The following is a 19,059-nucleotide window of genomic DNA, read 5'->3' on the forward strand; positions in this document are numbered from 1 at the left end:
ATGCGGCAATCGTCAAAGTGCTTCCGAGATGTCAGTCATTTGCCACAGTGAAAGCCTTCCGTTTTCACTCTGTCAGGCTGAGGGGATAAGTGAAGTAAAGATAGAGAATAAGCATAATGCAAAACGCCAGCCCTGCTGGTGAGCAGAGCTGGCGTTAGAGAAGAACTAGCAAAGATGTCGAGCTTTAGGCCATTTGAACAGGGATGGCATTGGCTGTGTGGCTGATCTCGTTGCCTTCCATCAGATAGACCATGGCAGGTTTGTGGGCTTCCAGCTCACTCTCGGCGTAATTGGCAAAGGCGCAGATGATCACGCGATCACCAACATCTGCCTGGTGCGCCGCTGCGCCATTCACGGAGATCATCTTCGACCCTTCTTCACCACGGATGGCATAGGTGGTGAAGCGCTTGCCGTTATCCACGTTGTAGATCTGGATTTGTTCGTACTCACGGACGCCAGCCATATCGAGAAGATCGCCATCAATCGCACAGGATCCTTCATAGTTGAGTACGGCATGAGTCACGCGGGCCATGTGCAGCTTGGCCTTGAGCATGATGGCTTGCATCGGTATTCCTCCAGGAAAAGCGCCGCCGGCCCATGAAAAGGGGATGGCTGACCGGCAGATAGCGCAGTCTATACAGATATCAGGTCGTCGGTAGAACGACCTTCAGGTTGTCGAGTAAGCGTGTGCGACCTAGATGAGCGGCTGCCAAAATAATGGCTTCACGTGTGTCATCAGCGATAGGACTGAGATCTGATGTGCGACGTAACTCGAGATAATCCGGCTTGAAACCACTCTCGCTGATCGCCGCTAGTGTTACACGCAAGGATTCAGCAGGCTCGATGCCTTTCTCAAGCCGTGTCTTCAGGGCATCCAGGCACTGCTTGAGCTTGGGAGCAATCTCGCGCTCATCAGTGCTCAGGTAACCATTACGTGACGAGAGCGCCAATCCATCTTCGGCGCGCACGATAGGTACGCCCACAATATCGATGTTGAAGTGAAGGTCGCGATTGAGCTTGCGGATCACTGCGAGCTGCTGAAAGTCCTTCTCACCGAAGCAGGCGATATCGGGACGTACCAGATTGAATAGAATGCTGACGACCGTCGCCACGCCATCGAAGTGGCCCGGACGCCTACCTCCGCACAGGCCCTCGGAGACACCGTGGACCTGAACATTGCACAGTCCATCGCGGCCTTCGGGATAGAGCTCTGTCGTCGAGGGTGCAAAAAGTAGATCGCAGCCTTCGGTCATCAATGCATGCTGATCTGCCGCGAGTGTACGAGGATAGTTGTCGAGGTCTTCACTGGGCCCAAACTGCAACGGATTGACGAATATGCTTGCCACGACCAGGTCGGCGTGGCGGCGCGCTTCGCGCACCAGCGATAGATGGCCGGCATGCAGATTGCCCATGGTCGGCACCAGTGCGATGTGCTGTCCGGCCTGCCGTGCTGTGGTGAGACGTTCGCGCAGTGTACTGGCGTGGAAAACGGTATCCATCAGAAGCCATGCTCCGGCGCGGGAAAACTGCGCGCTTTAACAGCCTGGTGATAGGCCGCGAAAGCTGCTTGCACGCTGCCGGCCTCGGCCATGAAGTTCTTGACGAAGCGGGGCTTGCGGCCAGTGGTCAGGTCGAGCATGTCGTGCATGACAAGAATCTGACCATCCACGTCTACGCCAGCACCAATGCCAATGACGGGCACGCTGACGGCGTCACGCACTTGGCGTGCCAGTTCAGAAGGGACGCATTCCAGCAGAATGATTGCCGCGCCTGCGGTTTCCAGTGTGCGGGCATCTGCGATGATCTGCTCGGCGCGCGCCTCTTCACGGCCCTGTACCTTATAGCCACCGAAGGCATGGACATGCTGCGGTGTCAGTCCCATGTGGACGCAGACTGGCACACCGCGCTGGACGAGCGCAGTGACGGCACCTGCTAGCCAGGCTTCGCCTTCGACCTTGACCATCTCGGCGCCAGCGCGCATCAAGCGAGCGGCGTGGTCGAGCAGAATGTCGGTGCTGGCGTTGCTCATGAAGGGAAGATCGGCCATCAGCAGACTACCTTGCTTGCCGCGCGCGACAGCAGTCGTGTGATAGCAGATATCATCGATGGTGACAGGCAGAGTACTGGCATGGCCCTGCAGGACCATGCCGAGAGAATCGCCGACCAATAGCACTTCGATACCGGCATCACCGGCAAGATGGGCAAAGGTGGCATCATAGGCGGTGAGGCAACTGAACGTCTCACCATCAGCCTTGAGACGGCGCAGGGTGCTCAGGGTGACGTTTTTCATCAGGAAGCGTACTCGTTGCGGCGCGTATAACGCGCCTGCCCGTGGCGTCGAGCAGGCACTATCACCAAGCAGGCCTGAGGAGCAGGCGTGTGGCGGAACGGCCGGTGTTACCAGAAAGTGTTACCGGGAAGCCTGAAATGGGCATAACGGTAACAGAGTAGCGAAACTCTACTCCTGAGGCCCGAGCGGGAGCAAGTCGTCACCCTCAACCTGTTGCGCTAGCGTCTCGAGATCTTCATTACTCAATGACATGAATGTCCGGGAGCCCAGCAGGTCAGCAAGAGGGCGCATCACGAAGCCGCGGTTAAGCATTTCGGGATGTGGTACGACGAGGCGGGGCATGATGATGGCGCGATCATCAAACAGGAGCAGATCAAGATCCAGTGTACGCGGTCCCCAATGGCGCAGGCGCACACGACGATGCTGCTGCTCAAGTGCCTGCAGCTGATCCAGTAGCGCGAGGGGAGACAGGCGGGTATGCAGCTCGGCGACGGCATTGACGTAGTCGGGCTGATCCTGAGGGCCGACCGGCTTGCTGGCATACAGCCGTGAATGGCGCGTGCAATGTGTCAGCGGAAGCTGATCGAGAGCCTCAATCGCGCGCTCGAGTTGAGCGCGCGGATTGTCGAGGTTGGCCCCCAGGCCGATCAGGGCAGTCGAGGTCATGCGGGTTTCCTGCTCAACTGCTTAGCCCTGTCCACGACCGTTACGCCGACGCTTGCCACGACGTTTGACACCCACCGGCTTACTGCCAGCGGGCCCTTCATCGGCGACCAGTTCGATCATCGATACCTGAGTGCGTGCATCGACTTCCTGGAAGTCGGTCCACCATTTGCCCAGGCCGTGTTCGATCTCGCCAGCAAATTCCCGCAGCAGCAGGAAGTCGTAGGCGGCGCGGAAGCGCGGGTGCTCGCGGGTCTGGAAGGCGCGTTTGCCACGGCGACGCGGTAGCTTGGCCTGCATATCCCAAATTTCGCGCATCGGAATACTGAAGCGCTTCGGGATAGAGGTATGGTTAAGCTGGCGCGCGATAGCCTGTTGAGACGCTTGATGGGCAGCCGGAATATCAGGCATGCCACTTTCCATTAGCTGGTCAGTACGCGCCTTGACGCCAGGCCAAAGCAGGGCGGCATACAGGAAGGCAGGCGTGACCGGCTTGTCTTCGCGAATACGATCATCAGTGCTGGCCAGCGCTTTCTCGATGAGCGGCATGGACCACGGATAATGTGCGAAGCTCTCTTCTGTCTCTGGGAAGAGCATCTGGAACAGGCCAAACTCACGCAGCAGATGGAAGGTTTCCAGTGCGTAGCCAGACATGAACAGTTTGAGCACTTCCTCGAACATGCGCGCTGGTGGAATCTGTAGCAGCAGCGGGGCCTGTTCGTACATGGGCTCGGCAGTCGCCTCTTCGATATCGAAGTCCAGCTTGCCGGCAAAGCGCACCGCACGCAGCATCCGTACCGGATCCTCGCGATAGCGAGTCTCAGGATCACCGATCAAGCGAATCATGCGTGCTTCAATATCACGTACACCATGCGCCCAGTCGTGGATCGTGAAGTCCGAGACGTCGTAGTACAGGGCATTGATCGTGAAGTCGCGGCGTAGCGCATCCTCCTCGATGGAGCCCCAGACATTATCGCGCAGCAGCATGCCGTCTTCCGACTGCTGAGTGTGCTGGCTCGGCGTGCTATCGGCTGGCTTGCCGCGGAAGGTGGTGACCTCGATCACCTCGCGTCCGAAGCGTACGTGCACGATACGGAAGCGGCGTCCGATGATGCGGGCATTGCGGAACAGCTCGCGGACCTGTTCTGGCGTGGCGTTGGTCGCTACGTCGAAGTCCTTTGGGCGTTCCCCGAGCAAGGCATCACGGATGCAGCCACCGACCAGATAGGCCTGATAGCCACCACTCTGCAGACGATAGAGCACCTTCAGCGCATTTTCGCTGAGTTGGCGGCGGGACACGGGATGCTCATCCCGCGGAATCACACGCAGGCTGGGCAATGAGGCCGCGGGCGCGTCAGTTGCATTGAAAAGCGTCTTCAAGCGGTCACCGGGGCGTTGTAGAAAGCGGGTAAATCCTTTAAGCATGCAGCGATTCGACTCGTGCGTGGCAGGCCGCCCAGTGTAGCTGAGGGCAGATACCTTGGCAAAGCGCCGGTCTGCCGTATATGGGCCGACTCTGCACTTTAGGGTGCCAGTGGGGTAAAAAATTACCTCCCTAGCAAGGAAAAAGGGAGACCGATTACTCGGTCTCCCTTGCAGGTAGAGTACACGCATCCTTGAGCGGATGTTCTTTTTCGTGATGGCGCATCGCCCTGAATACGGACCACAGTCACTAATCAATTCAGACAGATCATGTTGTTGTTATCTGGCTGTCTGTTCGGTGACCATCTCGTATTCAAAACAATCTTCCATTCACCGACGGCTGAATAGCCTACCCCCGAGAGTTATTGTTGTTTCGGGGGTGATCCGAGGTCGAGCATATTATTCTTGTTGGCGCTCGAGGCCGGATTCGTCGCGTCCTGGTCAATAGATTCCGGACTGCCGATATATTGTTGTTATTGGATCGGCGGATGATGCCCTGCGGCCGCTTGTTCTTGTTGTGGCTCTTGCCATCGCCCAACGTTGTGGGTCGAGACATGCTGGTCATCATCAATGTCACTCGCTCGACGAGTATTGTTCTTGTTGGTGTCGAGGGTTTTCGAAGCATTGCGCAATTTTGTTGTTGTTAGGCGCGCTTCGTATTTCCGGTTGTTCTTTTTCTTGACCGTGATGTTGCATCGGATGTGCCACAGCTTAAAAAAAAACACGCAATTCAGTCATTTAGACATAGGTCGCTGAGACGTGAGGTGTATAGGGGGTCAAGGTGTTACCTGACGTGGCCATTGCTGCGCCGGATGGGGTCATAGTTTGGGGTCGATGGTAACAATTGGTGCGAAGGTCTAAAGAAATGGCTTGCAAGCTAATGATTGAACACGGTTTTTTGTCTGTGATTCGGCACTAAAGTCTAGCGAGGCGTAGGCGAATTGCTGTGCTGGGAAAGAAAATCAGCGATGTTTGATAGCCATCGGTGCGTGGTGAGGCACCCAGATGGTGCGCCGAGTCTGCCGATACAGGATCTGCGGGGCATACGAATGCGATTTCAGCTATGCGCGACGTGCTTGAAAAGAGAGAGCATATTTAGGCTGAAGGAGTGCCGCGACGCCCTTTTCTTCGTGGGATGCCCAAGCGCTGGCGTCGTTCCCACAGGTTTTTGCGGCTGATGCCGAGGCGCCGTGCCAGTTCTGTCTCACTCATGTGGTCTTGATGCTCGAGTACGAAATGCTGGAAGTAGTCTTCCAATGACAAGTCTTCCTCTTCGCTATCATCGCTGATGACGGACACGCTGCCGCGTGAGGCTTCTGAGGATGTCGAAGTGGCCAGTTTTGCAGCAGGGGCGGGCATGCCTGTGGTTGAGGAGGCTGTCGACGCATTGCTTCCCTGTCGAGCGTTATCACTATTTGCCCCCACCATGGGAGAAGCGTGAGAAGCCTCGGGTGGCAAGCCTGACGGGCCACGCAGACCAAGGTCCTCAGGGGCAATGATGCGACGGTCTGCGAGAATCACGCCACGTTCAAGGGCATTTTCCAGCTCACGAACATTGCCAGGCCATGCGTAGTGGTGAATTTCCTGCCGTGCACGTTGAGAGAGGCGCATGCCGTCGCGACCATGCTTGCGAGCAATGCCATCAAGTAGATGTTCAGCCAGTACCAATACGTCATCGCCGCGCTCACGTAGGGGAGGTAGATCAATCTCCATCACATTGAGGCGGTAGTAGAGGTCGAGGCGAAAACCTCCGGTGCTGGATAGCTGGTGCAGGTTGCGATGCGTGGCTGCGATCAGGCGTATATCCACGTAGCGGGTCTCGATAGCCCCCACGCGGCGAATCTCGCCCTCCTGCAGTACACGCAGCAAGCGTGCCTGGGCATCCAGTGGCAGTTCACCGATTTCATCAAGGAATAGTGTGCCGCCATCGGCCGCTTCGATTAGGCCAGTACGCGAGCTGGTGGCGCCGGTGAAGGCGCCTTTCTCATGCCCGAATAGCTCTGACTCAATCAGCGTCTCGGGGATGGCAGCACAGTTGACGCAAATGAGTGGCGCTTGATGGCGGTCGCTCTGGCGATGAATCGCGCGTGCGACCAGCTCCTTGCCGGTGCCGGACTCACCGAGCACCAGAACGGTGACATCGGCGGGCGCGACCTTGCGTATACGGGTGTAGACCTGCTGCATGGCACGACAATGGCCGATCATCTCTACTGGCTGGCCAGTGCCCCCTGGGTGGCTGGCCAGCCGCTGTGAGGGTGGTACTGGGGAGGACAGCAGCGGTGCAGCATCTCGCGGCAGTGACAGCGCCTCGCGAACGCTGCGTGCAAAGACATCTTGATCGAAGGGCTTGGGGAGATAGTCGATGGCGCCGGCCTTCAGGCTGGCAATGGCAGCATGCATGCTCGGTGTGTCTGCTAGCAGGATGACCGGTGTCGGGCGGCTTGCCTGAATGATGGGCTCGGCATGCTCACCGGCCAGTGCGATATCGCAGATTACGAGTGCAAAGTCGGCTGGCGCCTGGGTGTAGGCGTCCTCCAGCCCATTGGCCTGAACGACACCATGCCCTTCGCGCTCCAGCAGGTGTTGCAACGTATTGCGTGTGGCACCTTCCTTTTCGACGATCAGAATCCGGGCCATTGAGTGAGGTCGCTCGCCTGATGAGATGTATGCGGGAGTGAATATTGCCTGGTGAGTCTGTCCTGTTCACTCAGAGGAGGCAATCCGACAATCGTGGCTGTCAGGGCACGGTTGTCAGGAGGGAGCTGACGCGCTCAACGCGGTCGCTTTTCCCACGGCAGCGAGTGACCAGCGCGGGATGGCATGGGCTAGTTGCTCTGCGGGGCTAGCATCCACTAGCTCGTTTGGTGGGTGCTGACCCAACAGCTTCAAGGTGTGATGCAGTCGCTGGCGGATAGCATCTGGTGCCTCTGGTAGCGCGGGTGCCAGGTTCTGTTTGGAAAGCTTCTGGCCGTTGTCTGCAGTGATCAGGGGTAGGTGGGTCAGACTCGGCATGGGAAGCCCTAGCGCTGCTTGAAGCAGGCGCTGCCATGGGCTGTTATCAAGCAGATCAAGACCGCGCACCACGTCGGTAATGCCCTGATCAGCATCGTCCACGACGACTGCTAACTGATAGGCCCAGAGGCTGTCCCTGCGCTTGAGTACCACGTCACCAAGGGTGGCGAGATCGAGTTGCACGTGGCCTTGCAGGCGGTCCTCCCAGCCCGCGACCGCGGCATTCCCGCCCCACTGTTCTGCCGCGCGAATATCGAGTCGCCAGGCATGCGCGCCACAAGGGGGTGTACTACGCGTACGACACCAGCCGGGATAAAGCGAAAAGCCACGCCATTGCTTACGCGAACAGTCACAAGGATAGACAACGCAGCTGGCTTTTAGCTGCTCCAGCGCTGTCGCGTAAGCGTCATTTCTGTGGCTTTGATAGCGCACGTCGTGAGTCATGTCTGGTGTGTCGGTATCCCACTCAAGGCCGAAGGCCTCTAGTTGGCGCAGAATGGTATCGGCGGCACCAGAAGGACAGCGCGGCAGATCGATATCTTCGACACGCACCAGCCATTCGCCATCGTGATGACGGGCATCGAGATAGCTGGCGACGGCGGTTAGCAGGGATCCGGCATGTAGGGGGCCAGAAGGGGTGGGGGCGAAACGGCCACGGTAGGCGGTAGGCATTGGGAAGGCTCCGGCATCCGTCATGATCGGCAGTTTAAAAGTGATAAACGCATACGGGCACCGCTCCGAGGAGGGTGCCGTATGGGAAGTCATATCGACGAAGAGCCGTCGATATACCGACAGCTGGGCTTAGCGGCCCAGCTGCTTTTCCTTCAGCTCGGCCAAGGTCTTGCAGTCGACGCACTGAGTGGCGGTCGGACGTGCTTCCAGGCGACGGATGCCGATTTCGACGCCACAGGCGTCACAGAAGCCATAGTCGTCCTCATCGATATTATCGATGGTCTCGTTGATCTTCTTGAGCAGCTTGCGCTCACGGTCACGTGTTCTCAGTTCGAGGCTGAAGCCTTCTTCCTGAGTTGCGCGGTCTGCAGGGTCAGCATAGTTGTTCGCATCTTCCTGCAGATGGCGTACGGTCCGATCGACCTCTTCCATCAGCTCTTGTTTCCAGTCCAGCAGGATCTGGCGGAAGTGCCCCAGCTGCTTTTCATTCATATATTCTTCACCCGCTGCCGGCTCATATGGGGTGAATTTCTTAAGCGCTTCCGGCTTTGTTTCAGCTACTGACATGGGACCGCCTCATTCCGCAGGTGACTTGGGCCATCGACAGCTAGATGCACTGCCTCCTTGGCCACGGCGAGGGGGCTGTCCTGACTGCTGCCCTCGCGAGAAGATCAGCTTATTTAGCGTAAAAGTGACAAGTTTGCAACAGATCTCCGACGATAGTTGGTAGCGATTGATGTGTGTGGGCCTGGGAAACGAGGATGATTTTCATGCGAATAAGGGGTGGGAATGGTAGCGGGACGGCGCCTAGAATGGGGCTCAAGCCCTGAGGAGTGTTGTCATGCCGTTTGCTCGCCGTCTCGAATCTGTCGCCGCCTTTCGTGTGATGACATTGTTGGAAGCTGCGCAGGCGCGCGAAGCTTGCGGGCACGATGTTATCCATCTTGAAGTTGGTGAGCCGGACTTCCCTACACCTGCACCGGTTATCGCTGCTGGACAGGCTGCGTTGGCCGCGGGGCACACACGCTATACGCCAGCCTGTGGTCTACCAGCATTGCGTGAAGCCATCGCCGCCGACTACGCGCGGCGCCACGGTGTGATGGTATCGCCGTCGCGCATCATCGTGACACCGGGAGCTTCCGGTGCGCTGTTGCTGGCGACGCTGCTATGTGCCGAGCGCGGTGACAGTGTATTGATGGCAGACCCGACCTATCCATGCAATCGCCACTTCATGGGGCTGGTCGAAGCTGAGTTGCATACGGTACCGGTGGATGCCGAGAGTGGCTGGCAGCTGACCGCTGAACTTGCCGAAGCACATTGGCGCAAAAATACTCGCGCAGTGATGGTGGCGTCGCCCTCTAACCCCACTGGCCACGTGTTGTCGCCCACACAATTGGGTGAGCTTGGCGAATTATGCCGCACACGTGGCGCGTACCTGCTGGTGGATGAAATCTATCAGGGGCTGACCTACGGTGTGGCATCACATACTGCGCTGGCGGACTGCCTGAGGCCTTCGTGATCAACAGCTTCTCCAAATACTTCGGCATGACGGGTTGGCGGCTGGGATGGCTGGTGGCGCCCGAAGCTGCGGTCGAGCCGCTCTCGCGTCTTGCGCAGAATGTCTTCCTGGCGGCCTCCACGCCCGCGCAACACGCTGCGCTCGCTGCATTCACGCCGGAATGTGAGGCGGAGTTGGAACGTCGTCGTCAGGTGCTTGAAGGGCGGCGTAGCGTGCTGCTCGAAGGCCTTGAGCGTCTTGGGCTGGCACCCTCGGTGCCGCCACAAGGGGCATTTTATGTCTGGCTGGATATCAGGCGCCTGAGTGATGACAGTGAAGCCTTCTGCCGTGCATTGCTCGAAGAGGAAAATGTTGCCATCACGCCGGGAACTGACTTTGCCTTGGCTGAAGGACATCGCCATGTGCGTATCGCCTTCACGGCGGATGAAGCACGGCTTGTCGAGGCGTTGGCACGATTTGAGCGCTTTCTGTCGCGTCGCGCTGTTCAGTGTGGCGAGGTGTCGGTCTAATGGTGTTGGAGGGTTTGTATCGCGGGCGCCTATTGCGTCGCTACAAGCGCTTCTTTGCCGAGGTGGAACTGCTTGAAGGTCCGCGCGGCGGTGAGGTGGTGACGGCACACTGCCCGAATACCGGCTCGATGCGTGCAGTGTGCGTGGAGGGTTGCGAGGTGTGGTTATCGCCCTCTGATAATCCCAAGCGCAAGCTTGCCTGGACCTGGGAATTGATTCGCCTGCCGCTCGTGCCATCAGGCGTCGCAGGCCAGCAAGATGCGCTGGTCAGCGTGCACACTGGACGCGCCAATGCACATGTCGAGGCAGTATTGCGGGCGGGTGAGCTGGCAGTGCTCAAGACAATGGGTCTTGCATCGTTCGTACGGCTTGAGCGTGAAGCGCGGGTTGAGGTGACGCCTGCGGGCAGCGAGGCGCCGGAGCGTTCGCGACTCGATTTCTTGATGTGGCCGGTAGAGGAGCAAGCTGCCTCCACCTATCTGGAGGTCAAGCAGGTCACGCTGCGTGAAGTCGATGGGCATGGCTACTTTCCGGACTCGGTCAGCGTGCGTGCGCGTCGTCACCTCGCCAGTCTGGCAGCGCTGGTCGCAGCGGGACATCGCTGTGTGCTGGTCTTCTGTGTTGCGCATGACGGCATTGAGAATGTTGCACCTGCAGCGCATCTTGATCCACGTTATGCACAGGCCTTTGTTGAAGCGCAGGCGGCTGGTGTCGAGGTATTGGCGCTGAGCATGCAGATTCAGATAGCGTCCTATGAGGATGCCCTCGGACAACCGCTGTGGCGGGCGCAGATGGCGTTGACGCGTGCATTGCCACTGCATCTGCACAGTTTTGATATCTGACCGGCGGCTGACGATGACTCGGCTTTCTTACGCTTCGGTACCCGTCTCGCCATCCCACAGCACAAGCCAGTGCTGGTTAAGCTGTCTGTCGTCGCTTTGCCGTATCTCCACGCGCAGCGCGATCAGACGCTCACCCAGGCAAGGGCCGCTCACACAAACGCCGTGCTGAGGCTCGAAGCAGGCCTGATGGCGATGACACAGGATCAGCCCGCCAGTGGCATCCATGTACGGGTCCTGTTGCTCGTGGTTTGCATCAGCCTCTGCCATCAGCCGACTGCCGCGATGTGGGCAGCGGTCCAGATATGCGCGCGGCCCCGCTTCCAGCATGACCAGCAACGCAGCGCGGCCATCTTCAAGTTGCACGGCACAGCTGTGGCCGACAGGCAGCTCAGGATACGGCAGAATCAATTGCGGCATCTGCTGCACGGACTCCAGCGCCCGGCATTCCTGTGTCGAGCCAAGCAACGTTGAGCGGCGTGATGGTGGGCTTTCGGACATGGGGTGGCTCGCATCGGTTATCATTGCTGGGACAGTATGTTTTCTTGTGCGTTTTACCGTTTCCTTCACGTCTGGTCATTTTCATGTCGCTATTTCATCGTTCGACTTCTTACCGCTCTACTCGCGATACCGCTGCTGGCATCAGTCGTCGTCAATTGCTGGCGGGAATGGCGGTCTCTGCTGGTGGATTTTCGCTGCTAGGCAGCTCGCTTGCCCGTGCATCTGGTCAGACTGCCATGGGGCCGCTGCCGCCACTACCTGCCTGGCATGATCCCAAGGCGTCGCATCCCTTGCTAGGCAGCATTCTTGTTGCCGAGGGTAATCGCCGCCTGTCGCCGAGTGCGCTGGTCGACTGGAGTCAGACGCATCCACTGGTACTGCTGGGGGAGCACCATGACAACCCGGATCATCATCAGCTGGAGCGTTGGCTGATTGAGGCGCTGGCCACGCGTAAGCGGCTAGGCGGGGTGGCGTTGGAGATGCTCGATACGACTCAGGATGCAGCGTTGTCGCTGGCTAATCGGACCTCGCTTGCCGTGGCAGGCCTGCCGGATGAAGAGCTGAAGCAATTGCTGGCATGGGATGCGCGTTGGGCATTTACTGATTACGCTCCGCTGGTGCGCAGTACGCTGGATAGCGGTGTGCCGCTGTCAGCAGCGAGTCTGTCAGTGACACAGGTACAGGATGTTATGGCGCCGGGGCAGGCTGCGCTAGCTTTGCCAGAAGCGGTACTGCGTCTGCAGCGAGAAGCGCTGGATGAGGGGCACTGTGGTCTGTTGCCGCCAGAACGCCTGGATGCGATGTTGCGTGGCCAGTTGGCACGCGACAAGCAAATGGCGGAGCGGCTGGATGCACTGGCGGCCAATGATTCGACGGCACTGCTCGTTTGTGGCAACGGTCATGCGCGTCGTGACATCGGTGTGCCGCGCTGGCTGGAGGGCAAGGCACTGTCCGTTGCCTTGATGCCGGTTGCCTGGGATGATAATGGTCAGCCGCTGACGCGATTGAAAGATTACTTGCCCGAGAGTGCCGGTGCAGCACCGGCCTATGATCTAGTGTGGTTCACACCGGCGCGGACACCGCTGAAAGAGGCATGTGCAGGTCTACGCGAAGCGAGTGAGATATCTGCCAGCTGAGAATCCGGTATTGATCTGGTCGATAATGCTCGGCCACAAAAAAGGCACCTCCCGTTGGGGGTGCCTTTTGCGTTCCATGCTTTACGTTCCGCTCTTTGATGCCCTATTGCCTGAAATTTATTTCAGACGGCGGGGCGAAAGCTCCGTCACGAGGCTCTAGGTGTCAGTGCCGGTTGCAGATGTGCCTTCCGCGCGACGACGCGTGGCTTTTTGCGGGATTGGCTCGTCCTGGCTGTCATTGTTAGCGGACTGTTCACGAAAGCGGTCTTCGATATAGGTAATGCGCGTGCGGTCATGCGGGACCGGCTTGAAGTCGGCGTCGACACTGACCAGCACAATTCGGTCGATAGTCAGAATACGTTCGCGGGTGATCTTGTTGCGGATCTCGACGCACAGCGAGATGGAGGTGCGACCGAAGGCGCTGGCAGTAATACCTAGCTCGATGATATCGCCTTGGCGTGCACTGGAAACGAAGTTGATCTCCGACATGAACTTGGTGACCACGCGGGAAGTTCCCAGCTGAACAATGGCGTAGATGGCGGCTTCTTCATCGATCCAGGCCAGCAGGCGTCCACCGAACAGGGTGCCATTGGGGTTGAGATCTTCGGGCTTGACCCACTTGCGGGTATGGAAGTTCATGCGCTCTCTCCTAGGGATGGCGATGCATCTTCACCGGAAGTGCAGGTCGCGATCCTCTGCTGCGTTTACCCCGAAAGTATATAGACTTTAGTTGCGACTGTCTGTCATCGCCAAGATAGTGCACGACTATCGATCGAGAGAGAGGGAAGTACAGCGTTGGCGCACAGAAGCCCGCAGGATTCCCCCGCGGGCCTCTGTATTGTTGCGTTTGAGACTTGGGGGAGGTTAACGCTCTAGCGATGCGCAGTTATCGCGACAGACGCGAAAAATGGCGACTTCACCAAATAGATTTGGCCACCAGGTCGCTGCCGGATGTGGTTCGTGATCACCGTTGCCCACCGCACGATCGATGATCTTGAGACCCTGGTCACGGCACAGGCGCTCGAAGTCGGCAAAGGTCGACAGGTGGATATTGGGCGTATCGTACCAAGCGTGCGGTAACGATTTGGAGACCGGCATGCGCCCCTTGAGTCCGAGGTGCAGGCGATGGCGCCAGTAAGCGAAGTTAGGGAAGGTGATGATGGCCTCTCGCGAGACACGCATCATCTCCTCAAGGGCGCGGTCTGGCCGCTTCAAGACTTGCAAGGCCTGTGACATCACCACGCGATCGAAGGTGTCGTCGGCGAAATTGGCCAGGCCGTCATCGACGTTCTGTTCGATGACGTTGACGCCGCGTGCGACACAGGCGTTGATGTTGTGCGGGTCGATTTCGAGCCCATAACCGAACACTTGCTTCTGCTCGGCTAGCGAGGCCAGCAGCGTGCCATCACCACAGGCGAGGTCGAGCACGCGCGCGCCGTTTGGGATCCAGTCATGAATCTGGGCGAGGTCATTACGCATGGGATGTCTCCTGCGCGGTAGCGCATCGTGCCGCTGATTCACGGCTGGCTTGATCATGCGCACGGGTCAGGAAGTTACCCAGTACTGCCTCATAGCGCTCCCCCGGTAACAGGAAGGCGTCGTGACCATGAGGCGAATCAATATTCGCGTAGCTGACCGACTTGCCAGCATGAATCATGGCGTTGACCAGTTCACGAGAGCGTGAGGGAGTGAAGCGCCAATCGGTAGTGAAGCTGACGACGAGTATCGGGCAGCTGATCGGTTTCATGGCGGCAGCGAGGTCATCGCCGGCCTCGGCGGCCGGATCGAAGTAATCCAATGCCTTGGTCATCAGTAGGTAGGTATTGGCGTCGAAAGCAGTGGAGAAAGTATCCCCTTGGTGACGCAGGTAGCTCTCGACCTGGAAATCGACGTCATACCCGAAATTGAGGCGGTCCTGGCGCAGATCACGTCCGAATTTGGTGCCCATCGAATGTTCAGAAAGATAGGTGATGTGGCCAACCATACGCGCTAGCTTCAGGCCGCGCTTGGGCATTGCATCCACTCGCGCGTACCAGCCGTCATGGAATTCCGGATCAGAGCGGATGGCCTGGCGCGCGACCTCATTGAAGGCGATGTTCTGCGCAGAGAGTTTCGGCGTACAGGCAACAATGGCGACATGACCGACGCGCTCAGGGTGATCCAGTGTCCACTGCAGGGCTTGCATGCCCCCCAGTGATCCGCCGACCACGGCTGCGAAACGAGTGATGCCGAGGCGTTCCGCGAGGCGCTTCTGGCTTTCGACCCAATCGGGCACAGTCACCAGCGGGAAGTCGGGCCCCCACTGTTCGTCAGTATCGGGGTTGATCGAGGTGGGGCCAGTGCTGCCATGGCAGCCACCGATGTTATTCAGCGAGATGACAAAGAAGCGCGCGGTGTCGATGGGTTTGCCTGGGCCGATATAGTCGTCCCACCAGCCGGGTTTGCGATCACCCATGGTGTGGTAGCCGGCAGCGTGATGGTGGCCGGTCAGGGCGTGGCAGATCAGAATAGCGTTGCTGGCGTCAGCGTTCAGCTCGCCGTAGGTCTCGTAGACCAGCGAATACTGCTCAAGGCGTCTGCCGCAAGCTAGCGCCAGGGGGATGTCGAAGTGAGCGGTCTGAGGCGTGACCAGACCGACCGAATCCGGGGGCAGGGAATCAGGCATCGTAGTGAAGGTTTCCAGCATCATGTCCAGCAGAGTGTTCGGGCGTTACCCGTGTCCTGGGCGCGGAGTGCGGTGATGCGCCTTGTGGGCGTCTCGTGCACCGTAATGACCGCTCCGGCCGAGGGCTAACTCTAGCACAGCGCTGTTCGTGCGTGAGCCAGTGGAATGGTGCAGACGCACAAGCGCCCGCGACGAAAATTCGCAACGGGCGCAAGAGAACTGGCGTTAAGAACCTGGCGGGCAGGCCTTGCGTGCTGTTATCAACCGAAGGCGCTGCGCAGCATGCCTAGTGACGGTAGCGTCTGGCTGACCAGACTGCCGAGCAAGTTGAGGGCGATGAACACGAAGATCGGTGACAGATCGAGCATGCCGATGGAGGGGATTACCTTGCGCACCGGCTTCATGATCGGGTCGACCAGCTGGTGGACGAGAATGGCACCGGGATGGTTGGCCTTGGGAGAGACCCACGACAGGATGATCATCGCGATTAGCGCGAAGAAGTAGATATTGATGATGCTGTCGAGGATGGTGCCTAGTGCCGTCAGTGCTATGAAGCTCACCGGTAGCATTCCACCACCGAATAGCGCACCAATGGCGACCAGTACCAGGCAGACGACGATAAAGGCTGCGGCGAGCGTGGCGATATCAAAGCGGCCCATCGGGCGCAAGATACCTTGCAGCGGCGCCACTAACGGGTTGGTCGCCTTGACCACCGATTGGGTGACCGGATTGTAGAAATCTGCGCGTGACAGCTGCAGCAAGAAGCGCAGCATCAGTATGTAGACAAACAGCTGCAGCAGGATGGTAGTCAGCTGGAGTCCGATGTTACCCATAGCACCCATGGGGTTTTCCTTAAGACGGTGAGAGTTGAGGGGCACGAACGATAAATACGCACGTCATGCCGATAGCATGCCAACAAGAGATGAACAGCGCATGATGGCGTGTTCATCTCCGTGCTGCCAGTCATAGGCGTCAGGTTATTGATCCAGTTCGCGGGCCATCTCTGCTGCGCGGACGCTGGAGGCCTTGGCGGCACGCGCGACGATATCGCGTAGGTCGTCATTCTCGAAGCTGTTGACCGCCCGTTCGGTGGTGCCATTCGGCGAGCAGACACGGCGTCGTAGCTCTGCTGGTTCATGCTCACTGGTAAAGGCCATCTCGGCGGCACCGCGTGCGGTCTGAATCGCCAAGCGACGGGCAGTCTCGGCGCTCAGGCCAAGCTCGATACCTGCCGCTTCCAGCGATTCGATGAACAGGAAGAAGTAGGCAGGGCCGGAGCCTGACACACCGGTCACGGCTTCCAGCAAGCCTTCTTCCTCGACCCATTCGACGATGCCGACGGCTGTCAGCATGTCATCCATCAGTGCGCGTTGTTCGTCAGTTACCTGTGGTGTGGCAAACAGGCCACTGGCACCCACTCCGACCAGTGACGGGGTATTCGGCATGCAGCGAATGACGGCGAGATCTCCGCCCAGCCAACGCTCGAGACTCTCGCAGGTGATGCCGGCTGCCACGGAGACGATCAGAGGTTTTTTCGCCTGTACCGCAGGCGTGAGTGCCTGGCAGACGTCGTGCATCATCTGTGGCTTGACGCCTAATACGACGACATCAGCACGTGACACGGCATCAGCATTATCGTGTGTAGTGTTCACGCCGTAGCGCTGTTCAAGGGCGTCGAGCGTCTCGCGGGAGCGGGCGGTCGCGATGATATGACTGGCCGGATAGCCGGCCTCGATCATGCCGCCAAAGATGGCGCTGGCCATGTTGCCTGCGCCGATGAAGGCGATAGTGCGAGGTGCTGAGGAGGTCTGGCAAGTCATGCAGTGCTCCTGTTGCTAGGTGCTTTGAAAGGCGCCTGTCATAGCGGGATGAAGCTAGCGTCGAGGCTGCGAGAATGCTGGCAGCGATCGAGACGAATAGGGTGGAAGGTCAGGATATCGTTGAGTAGTCGCGGGCACCAAAGATCGCAGTACCAAGACGCACTAGAGTAGCGCCTTCGGCGACAGCAGCTTCCAGATCAGCACTCATGCCCATCGAGAGCGTATCGAGAGCGGCCTGCGGATAGCGTGCTTGCAGCTGATCCAGCATCTCGCGCAGCTGACGGAAGGGCGCGCGTTGCTCCTCCTCGCTGGAATCGAGGGGGCAAGGTGCAGGAATAGCCATCAGGCCGCGCAGGTTCAGGCTGGGCAGCGCCATGACAGTCTCGGCCAGCGCCATGAGCTCCCCGGGCGCGACACCCGCCTTCGAGGCCTCTCCAGATACATTGACCTGTAAACACACATTCAGTGGCTCAAGCGCTGTGGGGCGTTGTTCGCTCAGACGGCGAGCGATCTTGTCGCGCTCCACGGTATGCACCCACGCGAAGTGCTCGGCAATGGCGCGCGTCTTGTTGGACTGAACTGGACCGATGAAATGCCATTCGATGTCTGCGAGATCTGATAATGCTTGCTGCTTGTCCAGTGCCTCCTGAAGATAGTTCTCGCCAAAGGCGCGTTGACCAGAATTCCAGGCGGCACGCAACAAGGAGGCCGGCTTGGTCTTGCTTACGGCCAATAGCTGGGCGGAATGAGCATTGCGTTTACTTGTCTGTAATGCCTTTTCCAGTCGTGCACGTGCCTCTAGGATACACTGAGTAACACAGGCTTCATCATCAGGGACTGTGGTCATGCGGCTCGGCTCCGAAGTTTACGGAATATCTTTACGATCAATGGCTCGATGCTGCGCGCTTTGGCTGTAGCATCGGGCGATGGGCGTTCCAGCTCTACGGTGTTCGCGCCATCTACCGAATGGTCACGTTTCACATACACAAGACTCGTTTATACAAGAGCATCGGTCTTCGCGAGGGATATGCATGGATATTACCGAACTGCTGGCTTTTTCGGCAAAGCAGAACGCTTCGGATCTGCACCTGTCTGCAGGTTTGCCTCCGATGATACGTGTCGATGGTGATGTACGGCGTATCAATGTCCCGTCAATGGATGACAAGCAGGTGCGGGCGCTGATCTACGAGATCATGAATGACAAACAGCGGCGTGATTTTGAAGAATTCCTCGAAACCGATTTCTCCTTCGAGGTGCCGGGTGTGTCGCGCTTCCGTGTCAACGCCTTTCATCAAGGACGTGGTGCCGGCGCTGTTTTCCGTACCATTCCCTCGGAAGTGCTATCGATGGAAGATCTGGGGTTGGGGGAGTCATTCCGCAAGATGTGCATGCTGCCGCGCGGGCTGATTCTGGTCACGGGGCCGACGGGTTCCGGTAAGTCGACCACGCTGGCGGCCATGATCGATTATATCAATGAGAATAAGTACGACCATATCTTGACCATCGAGGATCCGGTCGAGTTCGTGCATCAATCCAAGCGCTGCCTGATCAATCAGCGTGAAGTACACCGTGATACTCACGGCTTTGCTCCAGCATTGCGTTCGGCATTGCGTGAGGATCCCGACGTCATTCTGGTTGGTGAGCTGCGGGATCTGGAAACCATCCGTTTGGCGCTGACAGCTGCCGAGACCGGGCATCTGGTATTCGGCACGCTGCACACAACCTCCGCGACCAAGACGGTCGACCGTATCATTGACGTCTTCCCGGGGGATGAAAAGTCGATGGTGCGCTCGATGCTCTCCGAGTCATTGCAGGGCGTTATCGCTCAGACACTGCTCAAGAAGGTGGGTGGCGGCCGTGTGGCGGCACACGAGATACTGCTGGCGACGCCTGCCATCCGTAACCTGATTCGTGAGGATAAGGTGGCGCAGATGTACTCCTCCATCCAGACCGGTGGTGCGCTGGGTATGCAAACGCTGGACTCCGCACTGAATCGTTTGTTAGCCGAAGG

At 58.4% G+C, this 19,059-nt stretch carries 18 protein-coding genes and 1 pseudogene; 4 read left to right on the forward strand and 15 right to left on the reverse strand.

Annotated features, from left to right (window positions below; translation table 11 throughout):
- Positions 1–184: 184 nt before the first annotated feature.
- From panD to dksA, 8 genes are all read right to left on the reverse strand, one after another.
- The gene (panD, locus tag BF12_RS0110005) at positions 185–565 is read right to left on the reverse strand and encodes an aspartate 1-decarboxylase (RefSeq protein WP_024952157.1); all 381 of its coding nucleotides are present in this window, start codon (positions 563–565) and stop codon (positions 185–187) included.
- A gap of 79 nt (positions 566–644) precedes the next feature.
- Complete coding sequence (gene panC / locus BF12_RS0110010; protein WP_024952158.1) at positions 645–1,499, reverse strand: pantoate--beta-alanine ligase; 855 nt, start codon at positions 1,497–1,499, stop codon at positions 645–647.
- A complete protein-coding gene (panB, locus tag BF12_RS0110015) occupies positions 1,499–2,290 on the reverse strand; it encodes a 3-methyl-2-oxobutanoate hydroxymethyltransferase (protein ID WP_024952159.1) in 792 nt (263 codons plus the stop codon). Before panB ends, panC begins: the two co-directional genes overlap by 1 nt.
- Positions 2,291–2,458: 168 nt before the next feature.
- On the reverse strand, positions 2,459–2,956 hold the full coding sequence (gene folK / locus BF12_RS0110020) for a 2-amino-4-hydroxy-6-hydroxymethyldihydropteridine diphosphokinase (RefSeq protein ID WP_024952160.1): 498 nt from the start codon (positions 2,954–2,956) through the stop codon (positions 2,459–2,461).
- Positions 2,957–2,977: 21 nt separating this feature from the next.
- Positions 2,978–4,378 (reverse strand): polynucleotide adenylyltransferase PcnB, encoded by a 1,401-nt coding sequence (gene pcnB / locus BF12_RS0110025; RefSeq protein WP_024952161.1) that lies wholly within the window; start codon positions 4,376–4,378, stop codon positions 2,978–2,980.
- Positions 4,379–5,470: 1,092 nt separating this feature from the next.
- A complete protein-coding gene (locus tag BF12_RS0110030) occupies positions 5,471–7,012 on the reverse strand; it encodes a sigma-54-dependent transcriptional regulator (RefSeq protein ID WP_024952162.1) in 1,542 nt (513 codons plus the stop codon).
- A 114-nt stretch (positions 7,013–7,126) separates the two neighbouring features.
- Positions 7,127–8,059 (reverse strand): tRNA glutamyl-Q(34) synthetase GluQRS, encoded by a 933-nt coding sequence (gluQRS, locus tag BF12_RS0110035; protein WP_024952163.1) that lies wholly within the window; start codon positions 8,057–8,059, stop codon positions 7,127–7,129.
- A 129-nt stretch (positions 8,060–8,188) separates the two neighbouring features.
- Positions 8,189–8,626 (reverse strand): RNA polymerase-binding protein DksA, encoded by a 438-nt coding sequence (gene dksA / locus BF12_RS0110040; protein WP_024952164.1) that lies wholly within the window; start codon positions 8,624–8,626, stop codon positions 8,189–8,191.
- Between the two features lie 274 nt (positions 8,627–8,900).
- On the opposite strand from dksA, the pseudogene BF12_RS19565 reads away from it, so the two are divergent.
- Positions 8,901–10,087: pseudogene (locus BF12_RS19565) on the forward strand (aminotransferase class I/II-fold pyridoxal phosphate-dependent enzyme).
- Positions 10,087–10,929: a DNA/RNA nuclease SfsA gene (gene sfsA, locus BF12_RS0110050; RefSeq protein ID WP_024952165.1), complete on the forward strand. Its 843-nt coding sequence runs from the start codon at positions 10,087–10,089 to the stop codon at positions 10,927–10,929. Before BF12_RS19565 ends, sfsA begins: the two are co-directional and overlap by 1 nt.
- A gap of 27 nt (positions 10,930–10,956) precedes the next feature.
- Here sfsA and BF12_RS19570 read toward each other — a convergent pair whose 3' ends face one another.
- Positions 10,957–11,427 carry a Rieske (2Fe-2S) protein gene (locus tag BF12_RS19570; RefSeq protein ID WP_169734521.1) on the reverse strand — a complete coding sequence of 157 codons (471 nt, stop codon included), beginning with the start codon at positions 11,425–11,427 and terminating at the stop codon, positions 10,957–10,959.
- A gap of 83 nt (positions 11,428–11,510) precedes the next feature.
- Between BF12_RS19570 and BF12_RS0110060 the strand changes: the two genes are divergently transcribed.
- Positions 11,511–12,563, forward strand: a complete 1,053-nt coding sequence (locus BF12_RS0110060; RefSeq protein ID WP_024952167.1) for a ChaN family lipoprotein — start codon at positions 11,511–11,513, stop codon at positions 12,561–12,563.
- Positions 12,564–12,719: 156 nt separating this feature from the next.
- On the opposite strand, the gene BF12_RS19575 is transcribed toward BF12_RS0110060, so the two are convergent.
- The 6 genes from BF12_RS19575 to BF12_RS0110090 all read right to left on the reverse strand — a co-directional run bounded on the left by BF12_RS19575 (position 12,720) and on the right by BF12_RS0110090 (position 17,895).
- Positions 12,720–13,202 carry an acyl-CoA thioesterase gene (locus BF12_RS19575; RefSeq protein WP_024952168.1) on the reverse strand — a complete coding sequence of 161 codons (483 nt, stop codon included), beginning with the start codon at positions 13,200–13,202 and terminating at the stop codon, positions 12,720–12,722.
- 225 nt (positions 13,203–13,427) lie between these two features.
- Positions 13,428–14,042, reverse strand: a complete 615-nt coding sequence (gene metW, locus BF12_RS0110070) for a methionine biosynthesis protein MetW (RefSeq protein WP_024952169.1) — start codon at positions 14,040–14,042, stop codon at positions 13,428–13,430.
- Complete coding sequence (metX, locus tag BF12_RS0110075) at positions 14,035–15,228, reverse strand: homoserine O-succinyltransferase MetX (protein WP_024952170.1); 1,194 nt, start codon at positions 15,226–15,228, stop codon at positions 14,035–14,037. The genes metW and metX overlap by 8 nt, the downstream gene beginning before the upstream one ends.
- A gap of 260 nt (positions 15,229–15,488) precedes the next feature.
- Entirely contained in the window at positions 15,489–16,070 is a 582-nt protein-coding gene (locus tag BF12_RS0110080) for a YggT family protein (RefSeq protein WP_024952171.1), read from the reverse strand.
- A 135-nt stretch (positions 16,071–16,205) separates the two neighbouring features.
- On the reverse strand, positions 16,206–17,048 hold the full coding sequence (proC, locus tag BF12_RS0110085; protein WP_024952172.1) for a pyrroline-5-carboxylate reductase: 843 nt from the start codon (positions 17,046–17,048) through the stop codon (positions 16,206–16,208).
- Positions 17,049–17,157: 109 nt separating this feature from the next.
- Complete coding sequence (locus tag BF12_RS0110090; RefSeq protein ID WP_024952173.1) at positions 17,158–17,895, reverse strand: YggS family pyridoxal phosphate-dependent enzyme; 738 nt, start codon at positions 17,893–17,895, stop codon at positions 17,158–17,160.
- Between the two features lie 184 nt (positions 17,896–18,079).
- Here BF12_RS0110090 and BF12_RS0110095 point away from each other — a divergent pair.
- Positions 18,080–19,059 (forward strand): type IV pilus twitching motility protein PilT (locus tag BF12_RS0110095; protein ID WP_024952174.1); only part of this gene is annotated, 980 nt, incomplete at its 3' end.

The sequence above is a fragment of the Cobetia crustatorum genome, from assembly GCF_000591415.1.
In the GTDB taxonomy this organism is placed as follows: domain Bacteria; phylum Pseudomonadota; class Gammaproteobacteria; order Pseudomonadales; family Halomonadaceae; genus Cobetia; species Cobetia crustatorum.